This is a genomic window from Phenylobacterium sp. SCN 70-31 (assembly GCF_001724605.1).
GTDB lineage: Bacteria > Pseudomonadota > Alphaproteobacteria > Caulobacterales > Caulobacteraceae > Phenylobacterium.
Genome location: NZ_MEEX01000013.1, coordinates 90,744 through 114,106 on the forward strand (window position 1 = coordinate 90,744; position 23,363 = coordinate 114,106).

The following is a 23,363-nucleotide window of genomic DNA, read 5'->3' on the forward strand; positions in this document are numbered from 1 at the left end:
TTACGGCGCGGCCAGACCTGGCCTGAGTCCGCGGTTCCCGGCGCGGCCGGTCTTCACCCGAGCCCGCGCCTCATGACGCGGGCGGGGCAGGCCCCAGTTTCGAAACGGCGGCGTCGCGGATCGCCTGGCCCGCCTCGTCGTAAAGGAAGGGCAGGAAGGCGTAGCGCCGTCCGTGTGCGACCGGCGTGGCCTCGTGCAGCAGGCTGCAGGAGAAGACCACGGCGCCGCCTGTCGGCGGGCGGTAGGTGCGGCTGCCGAACTCCGGGAACCGGAGGTCGCCGCCCCGGAAGTCCTCCGCGTTCAGGTTGATCGAGACGGCGAAGCGGCGGTGGGCGGTGGCGATCGTCAGGTTGTCGCGGTGCGGCCGGAAGTAGCCGCCTTCGCCGGCGTCGTAGCAGGCCACGAGGAAGCGTTCGAGCCGGGTGGCCTGGAACTGAAAGGTCCGGGCGATCATCGGGATCAGGCTGGCGGACAGCGCCTGGCGGATGCGGGCCTGGAGGGTCGTGTCCTCCACCATGACATCGCGGCGGCGCTTCATGCCGTCGAGGACGCCAATGGTGCGGCCGCCGATGTCGCGCATGACGCCCGAGGGTTGGCCGCCCTGGGCCTCGTAGCATTCGATGAGGGCCTGGCAGAGGCCGGGCTCGAACACCCGAGGGACGATCAGGGCCGGGGCCACGGCCGGCGCGCCGCCCTCCAGGCCCGGCGCCGGAAGATCGGGAAGGCTCGCGAAGAGCCTCGCCGGATGATTCAGAGGCGCGCGGTCCAGGATGCGCAGGGCGGGGTCCAGCAGCAGCCAGCCCTCGTCCGGGCGGAACTTCGCGGCGATCTCCCCGTCGGGGTCGAGCAGCCAGTGGAGGCCGGGCGCCGCGTCGGGCGGAAACTGGTCGAAGGACGCCGCGCGGCCGATGAAGACCGCCCCGAGGCGAACGCCGTCGAACTGCGCCCGGGCGGCCTCGAACGCGGCCATCGCAGCCGTCCGGGCGGGGGCGTCCGGCGCAAACGCCAACAGGACATGGCGGCCGCCCAGGGCGCCCGACTGGAACCGCGGATTGGGCCGGGAGACCGCGGCGAACGGCGGTGCGAACTCGCCGACCGACAGGGGTGGGAGGAACCAGGTCATGCCGGGGCGCCTCCATGCGTCGTCGGGGGCGCCAGCGGGGGCGCCATCGGGTGCGCCGCCTGGCGGGCCTCGTAGGCCGCGCGGACGGCGGCGCCGGCCTCGTCGAAGAAGAAGGGCAGGAAGGCGTAGCGGCGGCCCCGCGTCACCGGCCGCGCCTCGTGCATCAGGGCGCAGGAGAACACCACCGCGCCGCCCGGCGGGGGGCGGTAGGTCTGCGGGCCGTACTCCGCGAACCGCAGGTCGCCGCCCTCGAAGTCGTCGTTCAGGTTGAGCGAGCAGGCGAACCGGCGATGGGCCGTGCCGTGGGTGGTGTTGTCGCGGTGCGGATGGAAGACGCCGCCGTCGGCCGCGTCGTAGCAGCTCACCAGGTAGCGTTCGATCCGCGTCGCCCTGAAGCCAAGGGCCAACTCGATGAAGGGGAACAGGCGCCGCTCGAGGCGTTCGCGCAGGGCGGCCTGGAGGGCGGGCTCGGCGATCCAGATGTCGCGGCGGCGCTTGAGGTCGTCCATGACGGCCAAGGTGCGATCGCCAGCGTCGCGCATGACGCCGGTGAAGGCCCCGCCGTCCGCGGCGTGCATCGCCATGAGGGCCGCGCAAAGCTCGGGCTCGAAGATGCGCGGTGCGACGAGAACCGGCGCGTGCAGCGGCGTGTCGGCGTGGGCGGCCGGCGGGGGCAGGGCGGCCAGCCGGCGCATGAACGCCGCGCCCTCGGTAACGGGCTCGACGGACATGACGCGCAGGGTGGGATCCAGCAGGATCCATTGCGGCTCCGGGCCGTAGCGCGCCGTGATCGCGCCCCCGCCGTCCAGCACCCAGCGCAGGCCGCGCAGATCCTGGGCGCCCTGGAGGGTCAGGCCGGGCGGAACGATCACGAAGGCCGAGGCGAAGACGTCGTCGAAGCGGGACCGGTCGGCCGCCAGCAGCTGAAGCGCCGCCGCGTAGGCGCCGGGTTCCTGCGGCGGCAGCAGGAGCACGACATAGCGGCCGGCCGCCGTGTCGAAGACGAACTCGGGACTGGACGCCGTGGGCGCGATGAACCAGGGCGCCGGCTGGCCGTAGCGGAGCGACATGCGGCCATATCTAGGACCGGAGACGCGTGCGGTCACGCCCTGGCGAAAGTCCGCTCTTCTTCGCGTACGCGTGCGCGTGCGTGCGCGCGAAGTGGCCTTTCCGGGTCGCGGATGCTAGTTGAGGATTTCACCAGACCTGTCCGATTCTCACGGCGATTTCCCACCCTTGACCGATCCATCCGACCAGACCCCTCCCGAGGACGGGCGCGGGGGCATCGCCCCTATCGCCATCGAGGACGAGCTGAAGCGCAGCTACCTCGACTATGCGATGAGCGTGATCGTCAGCCGCGCGCTGCCCGACGTGCGCGACGGCCTGAAGCCGGTTCACCGCCGCATCCTGTTCTCGATGGGCGAGAACAACCACACGCCCGACCGCAGCTATGTGAAATCGGCCCGCGTGGTCGGCGACGTCATGGGTAAGTACCACCCGCACGGCGACGTCGCGATCTACGACACCCTGGTGCGGCTGGCGCAGCCGTTCTCGATGAGCCTGCTGCTGATCGACGGCCAGGGGAACTTCGGCTCGGTCGACAACGATCCGCCCGCGGCCATGCGCTACACCGAGAGCCGGATGACCCGCGCCGCCATGGCCATCCTGGCGGATCTCGACAAGGACACGGTCGACTTCAAGGACAACTACGACGGCTCGGAACAGGAGCCCGTCGTTCTGCCCTCCCGCATCCCGAACCTGCTGGTGAACGGCGCCGGGGGCATCGCTGTGGGCATGGCCACCAACATCCCGCCGCACAATCTGGGCGAGGTGGTCGACGCCTGCCTGGCGTATGTGGACAACCCGGATATCGGCCTGGACGACCTGCTTGATATCGTACCCGGCCCCGACTTTCCGACCGGCGGCCTGATCATCGGCCGGACCGGCGCGCGTCAGGCGCTGATGACCGGGCGGGGCTCGGTGATCATGCGCGGCGAGGCGACGATCGAGGAGATCCGCAAGGATCGCGAGGCGATCATCATCACCTCGATCCCCTACCAGCTGAACAAGTCGGCGCTGGTCGAACGGATCGCCGAACTGGTCCGGGAGAAGCGCGTCGAGGGCGTCGCCGACCTGCGCGACGAGAGCGACCGCCAGGGCATGCGCATCGTCATCGAGATGAAGCGCGACGCCTCGCCGGACGTGATCCTGAACCAGCTCTACCGCTTCACGCCGCTCCAGACCTCGTTCGGGGTCAACATGCTGGCCCTGAACCGCGGCCGGCCCCAGCAGATGGGGCTGAGGGAGATGATCTCGGCCTTCGTGGACTTCCGCGAAGAGGTGGTCGTCCGGCGGGTGAAGTTCGAACTGGGGAAGGCGCGGGATCGGGGCCACGTGCTGGTCGGACTGGCCATCGCCGTGGCCAACATCGACGAGTTCATCCACATCATCCGCTCGTCCAAGGACCCGACCGAGGCGCGCGAGCGGCTGGTCGCCCGCGACTGGCCGGCGGGAGACATGCTGCCGCTGGTGGAGCTGATCGCCGATCCGCGCACGGTCGTCGTGGACGGGACCCGCATCCGCCTCACCGATGAACAGGCCCGTGCGATCCTGGCGCTGACGCTCTCGCGCCTCACCGGCCTGGGCCGGGACGAAATCTTCGCCGAGGCGGGCGAGCTGTCGGGCACGATCCGCGGCCACCTCGAGATCCTGTCGTCCCGGGACCGGGTGATGGCGATCGTCCGCGAGGAGCTGGTGGAGGTGAAGGCCCAGTTCGCCGTGCCGCGCCGCAGCCAGATCGTGGACGGCGAGGCGGACGTCGAGGACGAGGATCTCATCGCCCGCGAGGATATGGTGATCACCGTGACCCACGGCGGTTACGTGAAGCGCACGCCGCTGGCGATCTACCGGACCCAGCACCGGGGCGGGAAGGGCCGCTCTGGCATGGCGACGAAGGAGGAGGACGCCGTCACCCGCGTGTTCTCAGCCAACACCCACACGCCGATGCTGTTCTTCTCGTCGGGCGGCAAGGCCTTCCAGCTCAAGGTGTGGCGCCTGCCCGTGGGCACGCCGACCTCGCGCGGCAAGGCGTGGGTCAACCTGCTGCCGATCGAGACCGGCGAAAGCATCACCTCGATCCTGCCGCTGCCCGAGGACGAGGCGACCTGGGACCAGTTCGACGTGATGTTCGCGACCCGCTCGGGCAACGTCCGCCGCAACAAGCTCAGCGACTTCATCGGCATCAAGCGCAACGGCAAGATCGCCATGAAGCTGGACGAGGGCGACTCGATCATCGGCGTGGGCGTCTGCAACGCCGAGCAGAACGACATCCTGCTGACCACGGCCCTGGGCCGCTGCATCCGCTTCGCGACGGAAGAGGTCCGCGTGTTCGCCGGCCGCGATTCGACCGGGGTGCGCGGCATCCGGCTGGCCGAGGGCGACTCGGTGATTTCGATGGCGATCCTGCGGTCGGTCGCCGCGACGGCCGACGAGCGCGCGGCCTATGTGAAACATGCGAACGCCATGCGCCGCGCGGTGGGCGAAGGCGACGACATCGAGGACGCCACGGCGCCGGAGGACGACGAGGAGACCGTGGGCGACGCCGCGCTGTCACCGGAGCGGATCGCCGAGCTGGGCGCCGCCGAGGAGGTGATCCTCACCGTCTCGACCGAAGGCTACGGCAAGCGGACCTCGGCCTACGAGTTCCGTCGGACCGGACGCGGTGGTCAGGGCCTGTTGGCGCAGGACCTGACGAAGCGGGGCGGCAAGCTCGCGGCCTCGTTCCCCGTGGACGAGAGCGACCAGATCCTGCTCGTCACCGACCAGGGCCAGCTTATCCGGACGCCGGTGACGCAGGTCCGCATGGTGGGCCGCAACACCTCGGGCGTGATCATCTTCCGCACAGGCGCCGACGAGCATGTCGTGTCTGTCGAGCGACTGGCGGACGCGGGCGAGGACGGCGACGAGGGCGAGGAACCCCAAGGCGCGGTTCGTCCTGAGGACGCAGGTCCCGAAGGCTAGAACAGGGGTTCGGCGGCGCGGGCGCGGGCCGCGGTCTCGTCGATCTGGCGGATACGGCGATCGTAGAGGTCGGCCAGGGCTTTGCGGTCCGTCACGTCCTCGCTGATGTCGCGGAAGCTGGCCTGCTCGGCCTCGAGAGCCCGCAGATCGCCGCCGGTGGCGCGGGCGCGGGCCAGGGCCATACGCATCTGACGGTCGCGGATCGCCAGACTGGGATAGCCGCACACCAGTCGTTCCGCCGCCGTGGGCAGATCGTAGCAAGGGTTTTCGCGTCGAGGCGCCGACATGGTCGCGGCGTGCCGTTCGGGCGCGGCGGCCACGGACGCGGGCGATTCCTTTTCGCGCGTCGCGGCCGGTGTCAGGGCAGGCGTCAGGGCAGGCGGCCCGACGGGGGCCACGGAGGCGAGGATGACCGCGGCCCGCGGCGCCTCCGTAGACGGCGGACGTTCGCCCGCGCGTTCGGGCGGAAGGCTCAGGCCCCAGGTCACGGCGGCCGAAACGACTGCGGCGATCACCGCGGTGACGGCCATGACGCCGCTGCGCTGGGACGTGGCCGCTTCGGGCTCGGGCTCCAGCAGGTCTTCGTAGGTCGGGGTCCAGGTCATGGGCCGGGGGGCCGAGCGCCACTCGTCGGCGCGGCTGGGCCGGGCCTCCAACTCGGCGAGAAGCTGCTGGGCGAGGGCGGACTGATCGCGCGCCCGCGCCTGGTCGAGCAGGCGCTTCAGCTCCTGCGCGCTCAAGGCCGACAGTTCGATCCGCAACACCGCCTTACAGCCTCCTCGGCATCGGTCCTCAAGATTGGCCCGCAACCTCTTCCGACGCAACGCCAGCGCCAGCTTGAAGCGAAGCGTTGCAACTCGCGCGGGAACCTCCGGCGCGCCGGGTCCATTTGGCAGGCATGGGATATCCCGATCCGCCAGAGGCCGCTCCGCCGACGGCCGCCCAGCGAGAGGCGGGCCGCGCGGACGAACGCGCCGAACTGGCCCGACATATTGACCAACTGATGGCGCAGCCCGCGCGCGGGCGGCCGGCGGTGACGGTGGTGGGCGACGACGCGGTCTTCGCCATCTGGCCGCCCTTGCCCGAGGATGGGGGCGGGACGCCGTCGTCATGAAGGTGAGGGCGACGGCGCGAATTCGGTGATCGGGTCCCCCGCGAGGCGGGTGTGGTGGAGCACGCGCGGCCGGGAGAGGTCCCACGGCAGGCCGCGATGCATGGTGCGGCGATTGTCCCAGATGGCCACGTCGCCGGGCCGCCAGGCGTGACGCCAGACGCGCGGCGGCCGGCAGGCCATGTCGACCAGACCGGCGAGCAGCCGCTCGGACTCCGCTGCGTCCAGGCCGGGTACGCCATAGGCGTGGCGGCCGACCACCAGCGACTGGCGTCCGGTCTCGGGGTGCGTCTTCACCAGCGGGCGGAGCGGCGGGGCGGCGTCGGCGCCGTAGCCGCCGTGGTCCGCGCCGGGGCGATAGTCGTCGCCCGTGACGGCCTGGCTGCGCTTCATCGAATGGAAGGCGGACAGCGTGCTCACCCGCACCTGCATGTCCGGCGTCAGGGCGTCATAGGCGGCGGCCATGTCGGCCCATTCGGTCTCTCCGCCCTCGGCCGGTGTCACCTGGGCGCTGAGCAGGGCGCCCCTGGACTGGACGGGCACGTAGGTGGAATCGATGTGCCAGCCCTGGTTCCCTTTCAGCACCCGGACCCAGGCGTCGTCGGGATCGCGCAGGCGGCCGTCGTCGCGGACGTTGCTGATCGGGATGCCGGCGAATTCGATCGGCCCGAAGCGGCGCGCCACCGCCACCTGCTGTTCGCGGGTGAGGTACTGGGCCGGGCAGATCAGCAGCCCGAACTCGAGCCAGGCGGCGTAGATCCGCGCGAAGACCCCATCGTCGAGTGTGGCCAGGCGCGCGCCCGTCACCGTCGCGCCGAAGCTGGCGGGCAGGGGTTCGATCCGGAGCGGGCCGTCGGCCATGACCGAGCCTAGACCTCAGAACACGCCCATCGCCAGCCCCGCGGCCAGCGTCGCGCCCAGTTCGCGGCAAGGCGCGAGATCGGCGTCGGAAAGGCGCTTCTCGGCCAGGATCGCCTCGGGCGTCTGGGCGTGGGTGCAGACGATGACGGTTTCGGCCACCGGCTTCAGACGCCAGCCCGTGGCGATGCGGGCGAGCTGCCGCGCCGCGCCGGTCCCGTCGCTGCCGGCCGCGATCATGGCCGCGTAGGGCCGCCCGTTCAGGCGCTCCAGGGCCGGATAGTAGGTTCGGTCGAGGAAGGCCTTCATCTCGCCCGACAGCGCCGCCAGGTTCTCGGGCGCAGCGAAGAGGTAGCCATCGGCCGCCAGCAGGTCTTCGGCAGTCGCCTGTTCGGCCGGCTTGGAGACCACCTCGATCCCGTCCTCGGCGGCCGCGGCGTCGGCGGCGGCGCCGGCCATGGCGCGCGCGGCGCCGGTTCGCGAATGCCAGACGATCAGGAGGCGCTTCATGCGACCAGCCATACCGGATTTCCGGCTGGAAACGCAGCCGGGCTTGCGCGCCCGTGCGGCGCGCCTAAGCTTCGCCCAACACATGCTGGGAGGGAGTTGGAATGCTACAGGTAGGGACGCGGTTCGCCGCGACGTTGACGGCTGTCGCGCTGGCGGCCGGCGCGATGGCGACACCGGCCGCGGGCTGGGCCCAGGCGGCGCGCAAGCCGGCCGCGACCGCGTCCGCGCCGGCGCTCGCCAAGGCCGCCAGTCCGGAGTCCGTGGGCTTCGACGCGGCGCGTCTTGGAAAGCTGGACGCCTATATGCAGGGCGTGGTCGCCTCGGGCCGGGTGGCCGGCATGACCACGCTGCTGGCCCGCCACGGCAAGGTGGTGAGTTTCAAGACCTACGGGAACACCAGCCTCGTCACCGGCGCGCCGATGACCGAGGACACGATCTTCCGCATCTATTCCATGACCAAGCCGATCACCGGCGTGGCGATGATGATCCTGTTCGAGGAAGGCAAGTGGCGGCTGGACGACCCGGTCACCCGCCACATCCCCGAGTTCAAGAACCTGAAGGTGGTCAAATCGGTCAATCCCGACGGGACGATGGTGCTGGAGGACATGGTCCGGCCCCCGACCATGCGCGAGGTGATGGCCCACACCGCGGGCTTCGGCTACGGCCTCCAGGACGATCACCCCGTGGACAAGCTGTTCCGCGAGAAGCGGGTTCTCGGCGCCGACAACGCCAAGGATCTGATCGCCCGTACGGCGACGATCCCGCTGGTGTTCCAGCCCGGGACCTCGTGGCGGTACTCGGTCAGCGTCGACATCCAGGGCTACCTAGTCGAGAAGCTGTCGGGCCAGACGCTGGGCGAGTTCTTCGACAGCCGCATCTTCAAGCCGCTGAAGATGACCGACACGGCCTTCTACGCGCCGGCCGACAAGGCCTCGCGCCTGTCGCCGGTCTACGTCCTCAACCGTGACACCGGCAAGATCGAGGAGGCCAAGGAGATCTTCGGCAATCCGCTGCCGTCCTATCTCGAAAAGCCCGCCCTGGAGTCCGGTGGCGGCGGCCTCGTCGGCACCACCATGGACTACGCCCGGTTCGCGCAGATGCTGGCCAACAAGGGCGAACTGGACGGCGTGCGCATCCTGTCGCCGGCCTCGGTCGAGATGATGGGCACCAACATGATCGCCAAGGACGTACTGGTCAGCTCCAACGGCACGACCGGCGCGCGGTTCAACGAGGCGGTGGGCTTCGGCCTGGACTTCATGGTGGTGAACGACCCGCGGGCGGCCGGCTCGCTGGAGGGCAAGGGCACCATGAGCTGGGGCGGCGCGGCCGGCACCTGGTTCTGGGTCGATCCCACCAACGACGTGATCTTCGTGGGCATGATCCAGCGCCTGGGCGGCTCGGGCGGCGACGACCTGGGCGGCGCGGCGCGGACGCTGACCTATCAGGCGCTGACCAACCCGGAGAAGTAGGGGCGAAGTCCCTCCCCCGCGGGGGAGGGACGGCCTCAGTGCGTGTATCCCGGCGGCAGCGGCCGCTTGAGGTCCAGATAGCGGTCGCGCAGGTCGAGCTGGCGCGAGCGCAGGGGCTGGGCCTCGCCGCGGATCAGGATGAGCTGCGGCCGCGACAGCGGTTCGAAGGGATCGCCCGTCCACAGCACGAGGTCGGCGTCCTTGCCCGGCGCCAGCGAGCCCAGCCGGTCGGCGACGCCGAAGGTGCGGGCGGGGTTGATGGTGATAGCCGCCAGCGCGCCCTCGCGGCTCATGCCGTTGGCGGCGGCGATGCCGGCGTTGTAGCGCATCTCGTGCGCGCGATGGGCCCCGCCGGCCCCTTCGATGATCACGGTGACGCCGGCCTTCTCGAGCCGGGCGGCGTTCTCCATCGTCGACCCCAGCGTCTCCAGGCTGGTGGGCCGGTTCAGGACCGGGTTCAGGATCACGGGCACGCCCTGGGCGGCGATCTCGGGGGCCACACGCCAGGCCTCGGCGGCGCCGGTCAGGACCAGTTTCAGCTTCTCGTCCCGCGCCAGCTTCAGCACGGCGCGGATGTCCGAGGCCCGGTTGGCCACCGCCACCAGCGGCGTCCTGCCCTCGACCACGGGGACCAACGCCTCCAGGTCGGCGCGGGACAGCGTGAGGTTGCGATAGCCGGCGCGCTCATAGGCGGCGCGGTTGCGCGCATAGGCCCGGACGTCGGCCAGGGCCTCCTTCAGCAGCACGAAGTTGGCCCCGCGCGCGCCGCCGGCCACGCGGGCTCCGGCGTCGCCGAACGGGCTGACCATCGCCACCCTGGGCTTCACCAGCATGTCGCGGTCCTTGGCGAGCTGGATCACCGCGGCCTGGCCGGCGAACAGGTTGGGCGCGCGCTCGGAGGTGGCCGCGCCCGAGGTGTGATGCTCGCCGCTGTCGTCGTGGTGGTCGCCCGCGCCGCCCTGGCCGCCCTCGGCCTGAGGCGTCACGACGGCGCTGGTGATGCCGCCCAGGCGGGCTACCGGGATCACCACGGAGTCGCTGTTCAGCGCGTATTGCACGTCGAAGGCGGCGCCCACGCCGGCGTCGCGGACGCGCAGGTCGGTTCCCACCATCGGCATCTCGACGGCGCCCAGGCCGCTGTTCACGGCGACGAGGCCGGGGGTGACGACGCCGCCCTTGGCGTCCACCACCTGGGCGCCGGCCGGCGTGGCCACGTTCGCGCCCACGGCGGCGATCTTGCCGTCGCGGACGACCACCGTGCCGCTGGCGATCTCGGGCGCGCCGGGATTGAGGATGCGGGCGTTAACGATGGCCACCGTGGCGGCCTGAAGCTGCGCCGGCAGGGCGAGGGCGACCGCGGCGCCCGCCAGCAGGAGAGTGAAGCGGCGGCTCATCGGCGGCTCTCCAGGCCCAGCTCGAAGTCCGACTTCGGCTGATAGCGGGGGTCGTTGCGGTCGTAGGCCAGGCCGCCGTCGATCCAGACCCGCTGGGCGCGGGCGTAGATCGAGAACGGGCTGGCGTCCCAGAGGGTCACGTCGGCGCGCTTGCCGGGCTCGAGCGTGCCGGTCTCGGCGGCGAGGCCCAGGGCCTTGGCGGGGTTGGAGGTGATCCAGCGGATCGCCTGGGCCTCGGTGATGGCCAGGCCGGCGTCGCGGCCGGCGGCCAGGGCCTCGGCCGCCTCCTGGTTCAGGCGCTGGATGGTGTCGGGATCGTCCGACTTGATGATGGCGCAGGCGCCGGCCGCCTCGACCATCGGGATATTGGCCTCGATGGCGTCGAAGAATTCGGGCTTGGCGCCCCACCAGTTGGTCCAGCTCGCCGCGCAGATGTCGTTCTGCGCCAGGACGTCGGCGATCTTGTAGGCCTCGACCGTGTGGTGGAACGAGGTGATGCGGTAGCCGAACTCCTTCGAGATATCGATCATCTGGGCCATCTCGTCGGCCCGGTAGCAGTGGTTCTGGACCAGGATCTCGCCCTTGAGCACGCCGACCAGGGTGTCGAGCTGGAGGTCGCGCTTTGGCGGGTCGGCCTTCTCGCCGCGGCCTGACTTGGCGCGGTAATCGTCCCATTTGCGCATGTAGTCGGCGGCGTTGATCCAGGCGGCGCGATAGCCGGCCACGTTGCCCATGCGGGTGGCGGGGCTGCGGCTGCGGCTGCCGTACACCCGCTTGGGGTTCTCGCCGCAGGCCATCTTCAGCGAATAGGGCGCGCCCGGGTGCTTCATGTCCTGGGCGGTCCGGCCAGGCACGTTGCGCAGGGTGACGCCCCGGCCGCCGAACAGGTTGGCCGAGCCCGGCAGGACGTGGATGGTCGTCACCCCGCCGGCGCGGGCGGTGTTGAAGTCGGGATCCTGCGGCCAGACCGAATGCTCGGCCCAGACCTGGGCGGTGTTGGGATCGGTGGCCTCGTTGCCGTCGGAATGGGCCGGCACGCTGGGCGAGGGATAGACGCCCAGGTGCGAATGCAGGTCGATCAGGCCCGGCGTCACCCATTTGCCGCGGCCGTCGACCACTTCGTAGCCGTCGGGCGCGGATAGGCCGGCGCCCACCGCCTGGATGCGGCCGTCGCGGACCAGTACCGTGCCGTTGCGCAGCTCCTCGCCCGTGCCCGTCAGCACCGTCGCGCCCACGATCGCCAGGTTGCGGCCGGGCAGGGGGCGGTAGGTGGACGGGAAGGGGTCTTTCGTGGGGTCCAGACCCTTGGGCAGCGCCGTCGCCGACGAGGCCCTCTGGCCGGTCGGGGGCTTCTCGCCGGTGGTGGCGCAGGCGGCGAGGCTCAGGCTCGCCAGGACCGCCGCAGCGGTGCCCATCGGATGACTCACGGCAATCCCCCAATCATCTGACCGGATGGGACGGCCACGGCTCCGGGCTGTCAAGGTCGGTCAGCCTTGACTTTCCCCCCCCTACATGCGCCCTTCCGCGCCTCGCAAATCAGCCGATTTCCCTAGAAAAATGCACGCCTACCGCACCCATACCTGCGGCGCGCTTCGCGCCGCCGACACCGGCAAGACCGTTCGGGTCTCGGGCTGGATCCACCGCAAGCGCGACCACGGCGGCCTGGTCTTCGTGGACCTGCGCGACAACTACGGCCTGACCCAGCTCGTGATCAGTCCCGAGACGCCGGGCTTCAACCTGATCGAGCGGGCTCGCACCGAGAGCGTGATCAAGGTGGACGGCGAGGTCGTGGCCCGGTCGCCCGACACCGTGAATCCGAACCTGCCGACCGGCGAGATCGAGGTGCGGGTGCGGGGCCTCGACGTGCTGTCCGAGGCCAGCGAGCTGCCGCTGCCGGTGTTCGGCGAGCCCGACTACCCCGAGGAGCTTCGCCTGAAGCACCGCTATCTGGATCTGCGCCGGGAGACGATCCACCGCAACGTGCTGCTGCGCTCGCAGGTGATCGCCTCGATCCGCCGCCGGATGACCGATCAGGGGTTCAACGAATTCCAGACGCCGATCCTGACGGCGAGTTCGCCTGAGGGCGCGCGCGACTTCCTGGTGCCCTCGCGCCTGCATCCCGGCCAGTTCTATGCGCTGCCCCAGGCGCCGCAGCAGTTCAAGCAGCTGCTGATGGTCGCGGGCTTCGACCGCTACTTCCAGATCGCGCCGTGCTTCCGGGACGAGGACGCCCGCGCCGACCGCTCGCCGGGTGAATTCTACCAGCTCGACGTCGAGATGAGCTTCGTCACCCAGGAGGACGTGTTCGCCGCCATCGAGCCGGTGCTGCACGGCGTCTTCGAGGAGTTCGCGAACGGCAAGGCGGTGACGCCGTATCCGTTCCCGCGCCTGCCCTACCGCGAGGCCATCTCGAAGTACGGCAGCGACAAGCCAGACCTGCGCAATCCGCTGGTGATGCAGGACGTCTCGGAGCGTTTCCGGGGCGGCGGCTTCGGACTGTTCGCGCGCATCCTGGAGGACGGCAAAAACGCGGTCTGGGCGATCCCGGGCCCGAAGGGCGGCAGCCGGGCGTTCTGCGATCGTATGAACTCGTGGGCCCAGGGCGAGGGCCAGCCCGGTCTGGGCTATGTGTTCTGGAGCGAGGACCAGGGCGGCTGGGGCGGCCCGATCGCCAAGAACCTGGGCGCCGAGGCCACGGACGGCCTGATGGGCCAGCTCGGCCTGGGCAAGGGCGACGCGGCGTTCTTCGTCGCGGGCGATCCCAAGGTCTTCTACAAGTTCGCCGGCCTGGCGCGGACCAAGGTGGGCACGGACCTGGGCCTGGTGAGCGACGACCGCTTCGACTTCGTCTGGATCGTCGACTTCCCGATGTACGAGATGAACGAGGAGACGAACCACGTCGACTTCTCGCACAACCCGTTCTCGATGCCGCAGGGCGAGCTGGACGCCCTGAACACAAAGGACCCGCTGGATATCCTCGCCTACCAGTACGACATCGTCGTCAACGGCGTAGAGCTGTGCTCGGGCGCGATCCGGAACCACCGACCCGACATCATGCTGCGGGCGTTCGAAATCGCCGGCTATTCGGCCGAGACGGTCGAGCGTGAGTTCGGCGGCATGTTGAACGCCTTCCGCTATGGCGCGCCGCCGCACGGGGGCCTGGCGCCCGGCGTCGATCGGATCGTCATGCTGCTGGCCAACCAGAGCAACATCCGCGAGGTCATCGCTTTTCCGCTGAACCAGCAGGGACAGGATCTGATGATGAACGCCCCGTCCGAGGTGTCGGAGAAGCAGCTCAAGGAACTGCACATCCGGTTGGCCCCGCCGATCAAGGCCTGACCGCCCGGCCGCGCCCTGAGGCGGCGCCGGGGGAGGTCGCTTCAATCCGCCTTCAGTACTGCGTCAGGGGCCGACGCTGATGATGTAGCGTGGGTTGGGCGGCGATGGGGGGCTGGGCGGAGAGACCGGAGAGGCCGGGACCGCGGGAACCATTCTCAGCGTGCGGTGCTGTTCGCCGGGCTTCACGATCAGCCGGACACCCGCGCAGTGGCGCACCGACAGGCCACGGGGCAGTTTCGTGCGGCTGTCGCCGCAGGCGTCGTCGAGTTGGCTCTGCTTCAACCCGCGGGCGTTGGACAGATCGGCGCCGTGAAGCAGGGCCCGGCTGAGTTCCGCGTCGCGGAAATCGGCCCCGTCGAAGCCGGCGCCGTTCAGATTCGCCTGCCTCATGTCGGCGTCGCGGAACGAGGCGGCGGAGAACGATCCGTTCGAGAGGTTGGCTCCCGTCATATCCGCGTCGCGGAACTCGGCGCCGTGCGCTTCCACCCTGGACAGGTTCGCGCCCTGGAGCGACGCGCCGCGGAGCACGGCCGACGCGAGACGCGCGCCGTCGAAGTTGGCGCCGCGCAGCTTGGCGTCGCGGGCGATCATGCCGATGAGCACCGCGCGCCGGAAGGCGGCGCCCGACGCCTGGGCGTCGGTGAGGTCGGCGCGGGACAGGGTGGCGGCCGCGAACACCACGCCGTTGGCCTCGGCCGAGCGCAGGCGGGCGTTGGACAGGTCGGCGCCCGAGAAGTTGGCGCCGGCCATCGCGGAATCGGTCAGGTCGGCCTTGGTGAGGTCGGCGCCCGCGAAGTTCGAGGCGTGGAACTTGGCGTCGCGAAGATTGGCGCCCATCAGGTTCGCCCCGGCGAAATTGGCGCCCACGATCCGAGCGCCGGCCAGGTTGCGTCCGGCCAGTTCGCACCGCACGCACGAGCCGCCGAACGACGTCTGCCGCTGGATCGCCTTGTCGCTGGCCTGGGCCGGGCCGGCCAGCATCGCTGCGGCCAGGGCCAGGACGGCGGCGGCGTCGACCGCGAAACGGCGGGCGGTGCGCGTCATGTCAGGGCCGGATCCGATGCGTCATGCCAGTGCTGTGCTCCCGAAGCGCGGCCCGACGCCACTTAAATCGTGGTAACGTGGTGCGGGTCAGCCAGCCAGGTCGTCGCTGGCGCGGGCCGCCCGCGCGCCGCAGGTCTCGCAGATCATGGCCTGGCCCTTGCGCACCACGGCGATGTCGCCGCAAGCCGCGCAGACCTCGGCGGAGGCCAGGACCGCCGGTCCCAGGGGGCGGCCGGCGCTGGGCAGGAAAACCAGATTGTCGGGCGCCGCCCCGCGGGCGAAGCCGCGGGAGATGAAGCGCGAGGCGGGATGCATCTCGGGCTGGCCGTTGTCGATCTCAGCTCCGTCGGTCCCAAATCCGTCGGCTTTGCCGCGTCCCAGCCCGTCGGCGTTCAGTTCGCCGGGATCGGCGTTCGCCAGGTCGTCGCGGCCCAGGTAGCTGACTCCCAGTTCCCGGAAGATGTAGTCCAGGATGGAAGTTGCTGATTTCACGGAATCATTTCCGGTCACGGGGCCGGCCGGCTCGAACCGTGTGAAGACGAAGGCGTCGACGAACTCGTCCAGCGGAACGCCGTGCTGAAGGCCCAGCGACACCGCGACGGCGAAGTTGTTCATCAACGAGCGGAAGGCCGCGCCTTCCTTGTGCATGTCGATGAAGATCTCGCCCAACTCGCCGTCGTCGTACTCGCCGGTATGGAGGTAGACCTTGTGGCCGCCGACGCTGGCCTTCTGGATGTAGCCCTTGCGCCGGTCGGGCAGCTTGCGGCGGATGCGGTCGCGCTCGACCACCCGCTCGACGATCCGTTCCTCCACCACGCGTTCAGTCGTCGGCGACTCGGTCCGGACGGGGCGATCGGGCGCGGCGGGAATGGACAGCGCGGCGTCGGCCGGCGCGGCGTTGCGCCGCACCCGCACGGCGACCCCGGCCGTTTCGACGAGGGCCTCCACGTCGCCCGGCGTCGCGTTCCAGGGCAGGGCGACGTTTAGGACCGGCGGGACGTCGACCGCTCCGGCCACGGCGCGCAGGAGAGCGGCGTGGGCGGACGCCGGAAGCTCGCCGGCGGACCGCAGCGCGCGGCGGACGGCGTCCCCCGCCGGCCCGCCCTCGGCGAAGCCGTCGCGCCCGAGGGCGTAGGTTTCCGCCGCCGCTATCTCCTCGGCCGTGAAGCCGGCCAGGGCCAGGACGTCGAGCCGGGGGTCGGCCAACTGTTCGGGAGTGGCCCCCAGGACGTCCCGGACGAAGCCTTCGCCGACGACCCCCAGCGAGAAGGCGGTCGCCAGCGTGGGCGCAAAGGGCAGTTCCGCCTGGGCCGCCTCGATCTCGAGCGCGCTGAAGCCCCGCGCGGCGAGGGTCTCGGAGTTGACGCCGGGCGCCCCGGCCAGAGCGCGATGGCCCAGGAGGGCGGGACGCGCCTCGTCCAGACCGATGCCGTGCGCGGCCAGGGCGTGGACGGCCGCCTCGGAGAGCACCCGGACGGTCTCACCGTCGACCAGTTCGGCGCGGACGACGGGTCCGGACCAGGCCGAGCCGTCCAGCGGCGCGCCCAGGCGCAGCGCCAGTTCGGGATCGTCGATCAGGGCCAGGCGGATATCGGCGTCGAGATCGGCGATCGCCTCGCGCGCGGCCCGGAACAGGTTGGCCGCCGCGGCGCGGGCGGCGTCGCTGTCGTAGTCGAAACCGTGGGCCGCCAGCCAGTCGCCCAGGCCTGCGAGCCCCAGTCGGCCCGGACCTTCGTCGCTGGCCGCGAGCGCGGTGGCCGCGACGCGGACGGCGGCGGCGAAGGCCTCGGCCGAGAAGGCGCCGTCGCCCCACCAGGCCATCAGTTCGACGCCGGCCGTCGCCAGCCCCTCGGCCTCGGCGATCGCCAAGGCGTCTCTCGGCGCGGCGTCCCCGGGCGCGGCCAGGATCAGCCGTCCGGTCGCCCAGGCCGCGCGCGCCGCGGCCGTGGTGTCGTCGCAGGCCGTCACCCAGGATCCGGCCAGGTTTCCGGGTGAGACTTCGACGTGCGGCGGGGTCGGCCAGTCGCTCACACCCGAACGCGCGAGGGCGACGGCGTCCAGGATCAGGGCGTCGTCCGCGCCGGCCTTACGCGCCGCCTCGGCCGCCCGCGCCAGGCCGGGGTTACGGGCGGGGTCGGCGCACGCCTCGGGTTCGCCCTCGCAGCGGAGAACCGCATCCATCACCGTCTGGAGCCGCGCCGCCATCGCCGCCGCGGCCGCATTCGCCGCCTGCCGGCCCCGGTGGTCGGCCACCATGCGGTCGAGGGCGCCCGGGCCGCCTTTCAGCAGTGGCGGCGGCGGCCGGCGGGGCGCCAGCGCCAGCCAGCCCAGTCGCAGGCCCTCGGCCACGGATTCGCGCAGCCGCGTCCGTTCGCGCAGGTTCCGCGTCAAGCCTCGATCCTGCGCGCGGGCGGCCAGTTCGTGGGCGTAGTCGGCGATGGCCGCGGCCAGGTCGGTGCGACCGCCAGCCCATTCGATCCAGGCCTCGACCCGCGCATTGGTGAAATGGATCGGCGCCTCGACCTCGACCAGCCGGTCGGCCAGTTCCAGGATGCGCCCTTCGATTCCGGCGCGCGGTGTCTCGCTGTCCATCCGGTCCGACTCCCTGACCGACGGAAGGGTAGGGCGCCGTTCGCAGATCCGACAATAGATGTAGCGGGCGGATGAGGGTTCATCCCCAACATATTGAAGGCGACACTGCGTCGGCCCGGCGCTGGACGCTCAGGGGGCGCCCGCCTATAGTCCGCGCGAATTTCCGACCCCGAAGGGCCCGAGCGTGTCTGTCCTGAAGACGATCTTCACCTGGTGGAACGGCGCCACGCTGGGCGTCCTCTTCACCATCTCGCGCCGGGGGCGCTTCGTCGGCCAGGACGAACTGGGCAACCGCTACTACGAGGCCCGCGACGACCGGGACAGCTACGACCGCGGCCGCAAGCGGCGGTGGGTGATCTACAAGGGCTACGCCGACGCCTCGAAGGTGCCGCCCGACTGGCACGGCTGGCTTCGCTATACCTATGACGAGCCGCCGACCGAGGCGCCGCTGCGGCGCCAGGCGTGGGAGAAGGATCACCTCCCCAACCTGACCGGCACCATCTATGCCCGCCGTCCTCAGGGCGCGCTCGCCCGCGGCGGCGAACGCCAGCGCGCCGCCGGGGACTATGAGGCCTGGTCTCCGGAGTAGGCGTGAGCGCACCCCGCCGTCATCGCCGCGTCCTGCCGCTCGCGTTCGCGGGCGCCGGGGTCGCCGCGCTCGCGACCGGACTGGTCGTGGCGGGCGGGGTGGTGGCGCAGCCGGCGGCTCCGGCGGCGCCCAGCCCCGCCGAGGCGCCCGTCGCGCCTGAGCCAGGCCGTCCCGTTTCCGAAGAAGCGCCGCCCGTCACGGTCGCGCCGCCGCCGCCCATCGCCGCGCCGCCCGTTCAACCCGAGGAGGTGGCGCCTGCGCCGCCGCCCAAGGACCAGGTGGCCGAGAAGCCGGTGGAGGCCCCGACCCGGCGCGCCCGCTACGAGGTCGCGGTCATCCAGGCGCTGGACAAGATCACGGCCGAGACGTTGCGGTTCGAGGCGCGGGTGGGCGCGCCGGTGCGCTGGAAGGGCCTGGTCTTCACCGTCCGGGCCTGCGAGCGCTCGGCGCCGGACGAGGCGGTGGCCGATTCCATCGTCTATCTGACCATCGACGCCCAGCCCCGCCCACAGCCGGGCCGACCGACGCCGCCGGCCCGCGAGGCGTTCCGCGGCTGGATGTTCGCTGCGTCACCCAGCCTCAACGCGCTGGAGCACCCGATCTACGACGCCTGGGCGATCAGTTGCAGGACCAATGCGCCGGTCGTCGCCGCCGCGCCGCCGCCGCCATCACCCAAGGCTGCGCCCGCCGAAGCCGAGACTCCGGCGACGCCACCGGTCAAGGCGCTGACCCTTCCGCCCCCCTCTTCGCCAGCGGCGCAGGGACCAGCGCTCCAGGCCCCGCCTCCCAGGACGGCGCCCGCCCCGGCCGCGCCGCCCGAGCCGTCCGAACCGATCGCGTAGAAATCGCCCGGGGTCGCGACCGCGGCGCGCAGGCGCGCGTGATAGTCGGCCCGCGGGATCTCGACGGCGCCGAACTGGGTGAGGTGCTCGGTCAGGAACTGGGTGTCCAGCAGCCGGTAGCCGCCCGCGATCAGCCGCCCGGCCAGATGGACCAGCGCCACCTTCGAGGCGTCGCGCCGCCGCGAGAACATGCTCTCGCCGAAGAACGCGCCGCCCAGGGACACCCCATAAAGGCCGCCCACCAGGACGCCGTCCTGCCAGCATTCCACACTGTGCGCGCGGCCGAGGCGGTGAAGGTCGAGGTAGAGCGCCTCGATCGGACGGTTGATCCAGGTCTCGGTGCGGCCCGGCCCCGAGGCGGCGCAGGCCAGGATCACCGCGTGGAAAGCCGTGTCGACGCGGATCTCGAACGGATCGCCGCGCACGGTGCGCGCCAGCCGCCGCGGCACGTGGAAGGCGTCGAGCGGGATCACCCCCCGCCGCTCGGGATCGATCAGGAAGACGCGGGCGTCTTCGCGCGCGTCGGCCATCGGGAACACGCCCCGCGCGTAGCAGTCCAGGAGGTCGCGAGCGTCGAAGGCGGCCATCTCGAACGTCTAGCGCGAAGCCCGGCGCCAGGAACATGGCGAAAAGCAAATGTGGGAGCGACGCGGCCGTCAGAGGCGCCGGTCACCCTGAGACCATGTCCGGAAATCGTCCTGTGGTCCTGTTCTGCGGCGGGCTCGCCGCCGACGGGGTCGCCCGCAACACCGTCCATCTGGCCAACGCCCTCGCCCGGCGGGGCGTGGCGGTCGAGGTGATCTGCCTGGAAGGCGGCGCCCTGGCGCGCGAACTGCGTGGTCCGTCGCTCACCTGCCTGGGCCGTGGTCGCGGACCTCGTGGCCTGTCTCTGGCGGTCGCCGTGGCGGCGCTTCGGGCGCGGATCGTGACGCTGGACCCGGCCGTGGCGGTCTCGATGGGCAATCACGCCCACCTGCCGCTGTGGGCGGCCCTGCGCGCGCGGCCGGACATCCCCCGAATCTATCGCATCAGCAACGATCCGGCCCACGACGGCCGCCGCGGCCTGCGCGGGCTTCTGCGCCACGCGGGGCTGGGACTGATCGCCGGCGACGCGACCCGGCTGGTCTGCGTGTCGCAGGCCCTGTCACGCCTGGGCGCGTTCCGTCGGGCCCGCCGGGATGGTCGGGTCGTGTCCCTGGCCAACGGCGTGGACGTCGCCCGCGTGCGAGCGAGCGCCGGTCGCCCGACCGCCCATTCCTGGGCCGTCGACGCGCGTCCCTATCTGGTGGCCGTGGGCCGGGTGCATCCGCAGAAGAATTACGGTGCGCTGATCCGCGCGCTGGCCCGACTGCACGCCTCGGGCCGCCCGGACCTGCGTCTGCTGATCCTGGGCAAGGCGCCGGCGGCTCATACGGCGCCCCTGCGACGGCTGGCCCGCGAACTCGGCGTGGCCTCGGCCGTGCGGTTCGAGGGCGAGACGGCCGATCCGTTCCCCATCGTGGCGCGGGCGGCGGCGTTCGTCCTCCCGTCGCTCTGGGAGGGCGCCTCCAACAGTCTGCTGGAAGCCCTGGCCTGCGGCGCGCCCGTGGTGGCCGGCGCCGGGGCCGGAAACGCCGCCGAGGTCCTGGGGCAGGGGCGGTTCGGCCGGCTGGCCGACGCGCGCGATCCCGACGCCCTGGCGGACGCCATCGGCCTTCAACTGGACCCTCGTCACCGCGTCCTGCCGGGCGGGCGCGCCGAAACGTTCGACCTGGAGGCGGTGCTGGACCGTATGTGCGCCATCGTGCTGGGCGCCCGCTCCGCACATGACGAAATCCAAATCCGCACGGAAGGGGCGCGTCAGCCGCCCCCGCTATCCGATCCGCTGCGGGGGCCTAATACGGAGTTCTGAGATGATGTTGCGATCGACCCTTCTTGCCCTCTCGGCCGCCATGATGCTGACGGTCCCGGCCGTCGGGCCAGCCGCCGCGCAGGTGGTCCGTCCCAAGGTGAGCCTGGCCCAGGCCGTGGCTACGGCCGAGCGTGAACTCGGCGCCCGGGCGTACGACGCCGAGTTCGACATGGATCTGGGCGACATGGTCTACGAGATCGAGCTGGTGAAGGACGGCAAGCCCATAGAGGTGCTGGTCGACGCCCAGACCGGCCGGATCGTGCGCCAGTCCACCCCGCTGCGCGCCCGGATTCCGATGTTGCCGCGCGAGCACCTGCGGGCGGTCCAGACCGCGCCGCGCACCCTGACCCAGACCATCGCCGCGGTCGAGGACGCCACCAAGGGTAAGGTCACCGAGATCGGCCTGGAGCGCAGGGGCGGGCGGCACTACTACGAGGTCGAGCTGATCGGCGCCCAGGATCGCGACGTGCTTGTGGATGTCCGCACGGGCGCCATCATGCCCCTGATCGGCGACTGAGACGGCCGCGGAGTCGGGCATGCACGTGCTGGTGGTCGAGGACGACGAACGGGTGGCGAGCCACGTCGTCAAGGGGCTGAAAGGCGAGGGCTGGCTGGTCGATCACGTCGCCGACGGCCGCCAGGCGTTGTTCCAGGTGGCTGCCGAGACCTACGACGTCGTGGTTCTCGACCGCATGCTGCCCAATGTGGACGGCCTGAAGATCCTCCAGACCATGCGGGCCTCGGGAGACAGCACGCCGGTGCTGATCCTCTCGGCCCTGGGCGACGTGGACAACCGGGTGAAGGGCCTGCGCGCCGGCGGCGACGACTATCTGGCCAAGCCCTTCGCCGTCTCCGAGCTTCTGGCCCGCGTCGAGGCTCTGAGCCGCCGCAAGGGCGTGGTCCAGGAGGAGGCTGTCGAGCTTCGCCTCGCCGACCTGGAGATGAATCTGCTGTCGCGCACGGTCACGCGGCAGGGGCAGTCCATCGACCTGACCACGCGCGAGTTCCTGCTGCTGGAGTATCTGCTCCGCAACGCCGGGCGCGTGGTCAGCCGCAGCATGCTGCTGGAGGCGGTCTGGGACTACAATTTCGATCCCCAGACCAACATCATCGACCAGCACGTCAGCCGGTTGCGCCAGAAGATCGACAAGGATTTCGACCCGCCCTTGCTCCAGACGGTGCGGGGCATGGGCTACACGCTGCGCGCATGAGCCTGCGAAATCCTCTCCGTCACCTGACGCTCCGGCTGACGCTGATCTACATCGCGCTGTTCTGCGGATCGATCGGGGTGATGCTGGGCGTAGGATATGTGGCGGGCGTCTGGCGGCCGCTCCAGGTCGTCGAAGCGCGTATCCAGGACGAGAGCGACGAGCTGATCCGGATCTTCGAGACGAAGGGGCGCGACGCCCTCATCCTGGCGCTGGACAAGCGGGCGAACGCCCCGTCGCTGCGCATGCCGTACCACGTGCTGATCGCGCCGAACGGGGCCGTCGTGGCGGTCAATCTCGCCAATTGGCCGGTCAACCGGGGCGACGAGTGGCTGCGCTACGAGTTCGACACCTACGCCAGCGGTTCCGAAGAGGAGCACGAGGCCGTGGTGCGGGACGTCATGCTCTCGGGCGGCTATCGGCTGCTGGTGGGCCTGGACACCGAGGATCTCGACGAACGCGAGGACCTGATCGAGGAGGCGCTGTTCTGGGGGTCGGGCATGAGCCTGGCGCTGGGGCTCATCGGCGGGCTCGTGATGACCTGGGCCGTCTCAAAGCGACTGGAGAGCATCAATCGGACCGCGCGGGCGGTGATCGGCGGCGACCTCTCGGGCCGTATTCCTCTCCACGGCAGCGGCGATGACTTCGACCAGCTCTCGGCCACCCTGAACGAGATGCTGGGCCGGATCGAGGAACTGGTCTCGTCGATCAGCCGGGTGTCGGACAACATCGCCCACGAACTGCGCACGCCTCTCACCCGCCTGCGCGCCGAACTGGAGGAGCTGGCGGCGTCCACCGACGACCGCGCCGAGGTCGAGGCGCGTTCGGCCGCGGCCCTGGACGAAGCCACCAGGCTCCAGTCGATGTTCGAGGCCCTGCTGCGGATCGCCCGGCTCCAGAGCGGACCGCAGGGCGACATGACGCCGGTCGCCCTGAGCCCCCTGCTCAGGGACGCCGTGGAATTGCACCAGCCGGCGGCCGAGGAGAGGGGCCAGGCGGTCGAACTCGACATTGCGCCGGACCTGACGGCGCCGGGCGATCGCGATCTCATCTTCCAGATGGTTTCGAACCTGCTGGACAACGCCGTCAAGTTCGCGCCGGCGGGCGGAAAGGTGACACTGACAGCCGCGCGGACCCGGGATCAGCGCGTCCAGGTGACGGTGTCCGACGACGGGCCGGGCGTGCCGGCGGCGGACCGCGACCGGGTGTTCGAACGGTTCTACCGCGGTGGGCAGAGTGCGCCGGGGTTCGGCCTGGGCCTGAGTCTGGTCCGCGCCGCCGCCCGGCATCAGGGCGCCGAGGTGCGACTGGAGGACGCCGGGCCGGGCCTCCGCGTCGTCCTGACCTTCCGCGCCTGAGCGTGCGAACCACGA

Annotated in this window: 18 protein-coding genes and 1 pseudogene; 9 read left to right on the forward strand and 10 right to left on the reverse strand. The window is 71.2% G+C overall.

Annotation, left to right across the window (positions count from 1 at the left end; genetic code table 11):
• Positions 1-70: 70 nt before the first annotated feature.
• Both ABS78_RS11740 and ABS78_RS11745 read right to left on the reverse strand, forming a co-directional pair.
• Positions 71-1,123 carry a 2OG-Fe(II) oxygenase gene (locus ABS78_RS11740; protein WP_293378954.1) on the reverse strand — a complete coding sequence of 351 codons (1,053 nt, stop codon included), beginning with the start codon at positions 1,121-1,123 and terminating at the stop codon, positions 71-73.
• Positions 1,120-2,193 carry a 2OG-Fe(II) oxygenase gene (locus ABS78_RS11745; protein ID WP_293378956.1) on the reverse strand — a complete coding sequence of 358 codons (1,074 nt, stop codon included), beginning with the start codon at positions 2,191-2,193 and terminating at the stop codon, positions 1,120-1,122. Before ABS78_RS11745 ends, ABS78_RS11740 begins: the two co-directional genes overlap by 4 nt.
• A 166-nt stretch (positions 2,194-2,359) precedes the next feature.
• On the opposite strand from ABS78_RS11745, the gene gyrA reads away from it, so the two are divergent.
• Complete coding sequence (gyrA, locus tag ABS78_RS11750) at positions 2,360-5,143, forward strand: DNA gyrase subunit A (RefSeq protein WP_293378958.1); 2,784 nt, start codon at positions 2,360-2,362, stop codon at positions 5,141-5,143.
• On the opposite strand, the gene ABS78_RS11755 is transcribed toward gyrA, so the two are convergent.
• The 3 genes from ABS78_RS11755 to ABS78_RS11765 all read right to left on the reverse strand — a co-directional run bounded on the left by ABS78_RS11755 (position 5,140) and on the right by ABS78_RS11765 (position 7,622).
• Positions 5,140-5,907: a hypothetical protein gene (locus ABS78_RS11755; RefSeq protein ID WP_293378960.1), complete on the reverse strand. Its 768-nt coding sequence runs from the start codon at positions 5,905-5,907 to the stop codon at positions 5,140-5,142. The genes gyrA and ABS78_RS11755 overlap by 4 nt on opposite strands.
• A 344-nt stretch (positions 5,908-6,251) precedes the next feature.
• Complete coding sequence (locus ABS78_RS11760) at positions 6,252-7,115, reverse strand: TauD/TfdA family dioxygenase (RefSeq protein ID WP_293378962.1); 864 nt, start codon at positions 7,113-7,115, stop codon at positions 6,252-6,254.
• Positions 7,116-7,130: 15 nt separating this feature from the next.
• Positions 7,131-7,622, reverse strand: a complete 492-nt coding sequence (locus ABS78_RS11765) for an NAD(P)H-dependent oxidoreductase (protein WP_293378965.1) — start codon at positions 7,620-7,622, stop codon at positions 7,131-7,133.
• A gap of 101 nt (positions 7,623-7,723) precedes the next feature.
• On the opposite strand from ABS78_RS11765, the gene ABS78_RS11770 reads away from it, so the two are divergent.
• Positions 7,724-9,091 carry a serine hydrolase domain-containing protein gene (locus ABS78_RS11770; protein WP_293378968.1) on the forward strand — a complete coding sequence of 456 codons (1,368 nt, stop codon included), beginning with the start codon at positions 7,724-7,726 and terminating at the stop codon, positions 9,089-9,091.
• 35 nt (positions 9,092-9,126) lie between these two features.
• Here the strand turns inward: ABS78_RS11770 and ABS78_RS11775 are convergent, their stop codons facing one another.
• Complete coding sequence (locus ABS78_RS11775; protein WP_293378971.1) at positions 9,127-10,485, reverse strand: amidohydrolase family protein; 1,359 nt, start codon at positions 10,483-10,485, stop codon at positions 9,127-9,129.
• Entirely contained in the window at positions 10,482-11,900 is a 1,419-nt protein-coding gene (locus ABS78_RS11780; protein WP_293379216.1) for an amidohydrolase, read from the reverse strand. Before ABS78_RS11780 ends, ABS78_RS11775 begins: the two co-directional genes overlap by 4 nt.
• Positions 11,901-12,042: 142 nt before the next feature.
• Here ABS78_RS11780 and aspS point away from each other — a divergent pair, with 142 nt between their 5' ends.
• A complete protein-coding gene (gene aspS / locus ABS78_RS11785; RefSeq protein WP_293378974.1) occupies positions 12,043-13,824 on the forward strand; it encodes an aspartate--tRNA ligase in 1,782 nt (593 codons plus the stop codon).
• Between the two features lie 63 nt (positions 13,825-13,887).
• On the opposite strand, the gene ABS78_RS11790 is transcribed toward aspS, so the two are convergent.
• On the reverse strand, positions 13,888-14,868 hold the full coding sequence (locus tag ABS78_RS11790; RefSeq protein ID WP_293378977.1) for a pentapeptide repeat-containing protein: 981 nt from the start codon (positions 14,866-14,868) through the stop codon (positions 13,888-13,890).
• Positions 14,869-14,955: 87 nt separating this feature from the next.
• Entirely contained in the window at positions 14,956-17,460 is a 2,505-nt protein-coding gene (locus tag ABS78_RS11795) for a ribonucleotide reductase (RefSeq protein WP_293378980.1), read from the reverse strand.
• A 184-nt stretch (positions 17,461-17,644) separates the two neighbouring features.
• Here ABS78_RS11795 and ABS78_RS11800 point away from each other — a divergent pair, with 184 nt between their 5' ends.
• Both ABS78_RS11800 and ABS78_RS11805 read left to right on the forward strand, forming a co-directional pair.
• Positions 17,645-18,049, forward strand: coding sequence for an NADH:ubiquinone oxidoreductase subunit NDUFA12 (locus tag ABS78_RS11800; protein ID WP_293378983.1), 405 nt, complete (start codon positions 17,645-17,647; stop codon positions 18,047-18,049).
• Positions 18,050-18,435: 386 nt separating this feature from the next.
• On the forward strand, positions 18,436-18,891 hold the full coding sequence (locus ABS78_RS11805) for a DUF2155 domain-containing protein (protein WP_293379218.1): 456 nt from the start codon (positions 18,436-18,438) through the stop codon (positions 18,889-18,891).
• Here ABS78_RS11805 and aat read toward each other — a convergent pair.
• Positions 18,882-19,478, reverse strand: a pseudogene (gene aat, locus ABS78_RS11810) (leucyl/phenylalanyl-tRNA--protein transferase); the annotation flags it as partial. The gene ABS78_RS11805 and the pseudogene aat sit on opposite strands and share 10 nt — an antisense overlap.
• A gap of 95 nt (positions 19,479-19,573) precedes the next feature.
• On the opposite strand from aat, the gene ABS78_RS11815 reads away from it, so the two are divergent.
• From ABS78_RS11815 to ABS78_RS11830, 4 genes are read left to right on the forward strand one after another with little or no spacing between them, the layout of a single operon-like run.
• Complete coding sequence (locus ABS78_RS11815; protein WP_293378986.1) at positions 19,574-20,782, forward strand: glycosyltransferase; 1,209 nt, start codon at positions 19,574-19,576, stop codon at positions 20,780-20,782.
• Position 20,783: 1 nt separating this feature from the next.
• A complete protein-coding gene (locus ABS78_RS11820) occupies positions 20,784-21,299 on the forward strand; it encodes a PepSY domain-containing protein (RefSeq protein ID WP_293378989.1) in 516 nt (171 codons plus the stop codon).
• Positions 21,300-21,318: 19 nt separating this feature from the next.
• A complete protein-coding gene (locus ABS78_RS11825; protein WP_293378992.1) occupies positions 21,319-21,993 on the forward strand; it encodes a response regulator transcription factor in 675 nt (224 codons plus the stop codon).
• Entirely contained in the window at positions 21,990-23,348 is a 1,359-nt protein-coding gene (locus ABS78_RS11830; RefSeq protein ID WP_293378995.1) for an ATP-binding protein, read from the forward strand. Before ABS78_RS11825 ends, ABS78_RS11830 begins: the two co-directional genes overlap by 4 nt.
• Positions 23,349-23,363: the final 15 nt, after the last annotated feature.

Bases quoted from the DNA above. Each gene is read 5' to 3' on its own strand.
- ABS78_RS11740 (WP_293378954.1), bottom strand. From the start codon at position 1,123: ATGACCTGGTTCCTCCCACCCCTGTCGGTCGGCGAGTTCGCACCGCCG.
- ABS78_RS11745 (WP_293378956.1), bottom strand. From the start codon at position 2,193: ATGTCGCTCCGCTACGGCCAGCCGGCGCCCTGGTTCATCGCGCCCACG.
- ABS78_RS11760 (WP_293378962.1), bottom strand. From the start codon at position 7,115: ATGGCCGACGGCCCGCTCCGGATCGAACCCCTGCCCGCCAGCTTCGGC.
- ABS78_RS11765 (WP_293378965.1), bottom strand. From the start codon at position 7,622: ATGAAGCGCCTCCTGATCGTCTGGCATTCGCGAACCGGCGCCGCGCGC.
- ABS78_RS11770 (WP_293378968.1), top strand. From the start codon at position 7,724: ATGCTACAGGTAGGGACGCGGTTCGCCGCGACGTTGACGGCTGTCGCG.
- ABS78_RS11775 (WP_293378971.1), bottom strand. From the start codon at position 10,485: ATGAGCCGCCGCTTCACTCTCCTGCTGGCGGGCGCCGCGGTCGCCCTC.
- ABS78_RS11780 (WP_293379216.1), bottom strand. From the start codon at position 11,900: ATGGGCACCGCTGCGGCGGTCCTGGCGAGCCTGAGCCTCGCCGCCTGC.
- aspS (WP_293378974.1), top strand. From the start codon at position 12,043: ATGCACGCCTACCGCACCCATACCTGCGGCGCGCTTCGCGCCGCCGAC.
- ABS78_RS11790 (WP_293378977.1), bottom strand. From the start codon at position 14,868: ATGACGCGCACCGCCCGCCGTTTCGCGGTCGACGCCGCCGCCGTCCTG.
- ABS78_RS11795 (WP_293378980.1), bottom strand. From the start codon at position 17,460: ATGGACAGCGAGACACCGCGCGCCGGAATCGAAGGGCGCATCCTGGAA.
- ABS78_RS11815 (WP_293378986.1), top strand. From the start codon at position 19,574: ATGTCCGGAAATCGTCCTGTGGTCCTGTTCTGCGGCGGGCTCGCCGCC.
- ABS78_RS11820 (WP_293378989.1), top strand. From the start codon at position 20,784: ATGATGTTGCGATCGACCCTTCTTGCCCTCTCGGCCGCCATGATGCTG.
- ABS78_RS11825 (WP_293378992.1), top strand. From the start codon at position 21,319: ATGCACGTGCTGGTGGTCGAGGACGACGAACGGGTGGCGAGCCACGTC.
- ABS78_RS11830 (WP_293378995.1), top strand. From the start codon at position 21,990: ATGAGCCTGCGAAATCCTCTCCGTCACCTGACGCTCCGGCTGACGCTG.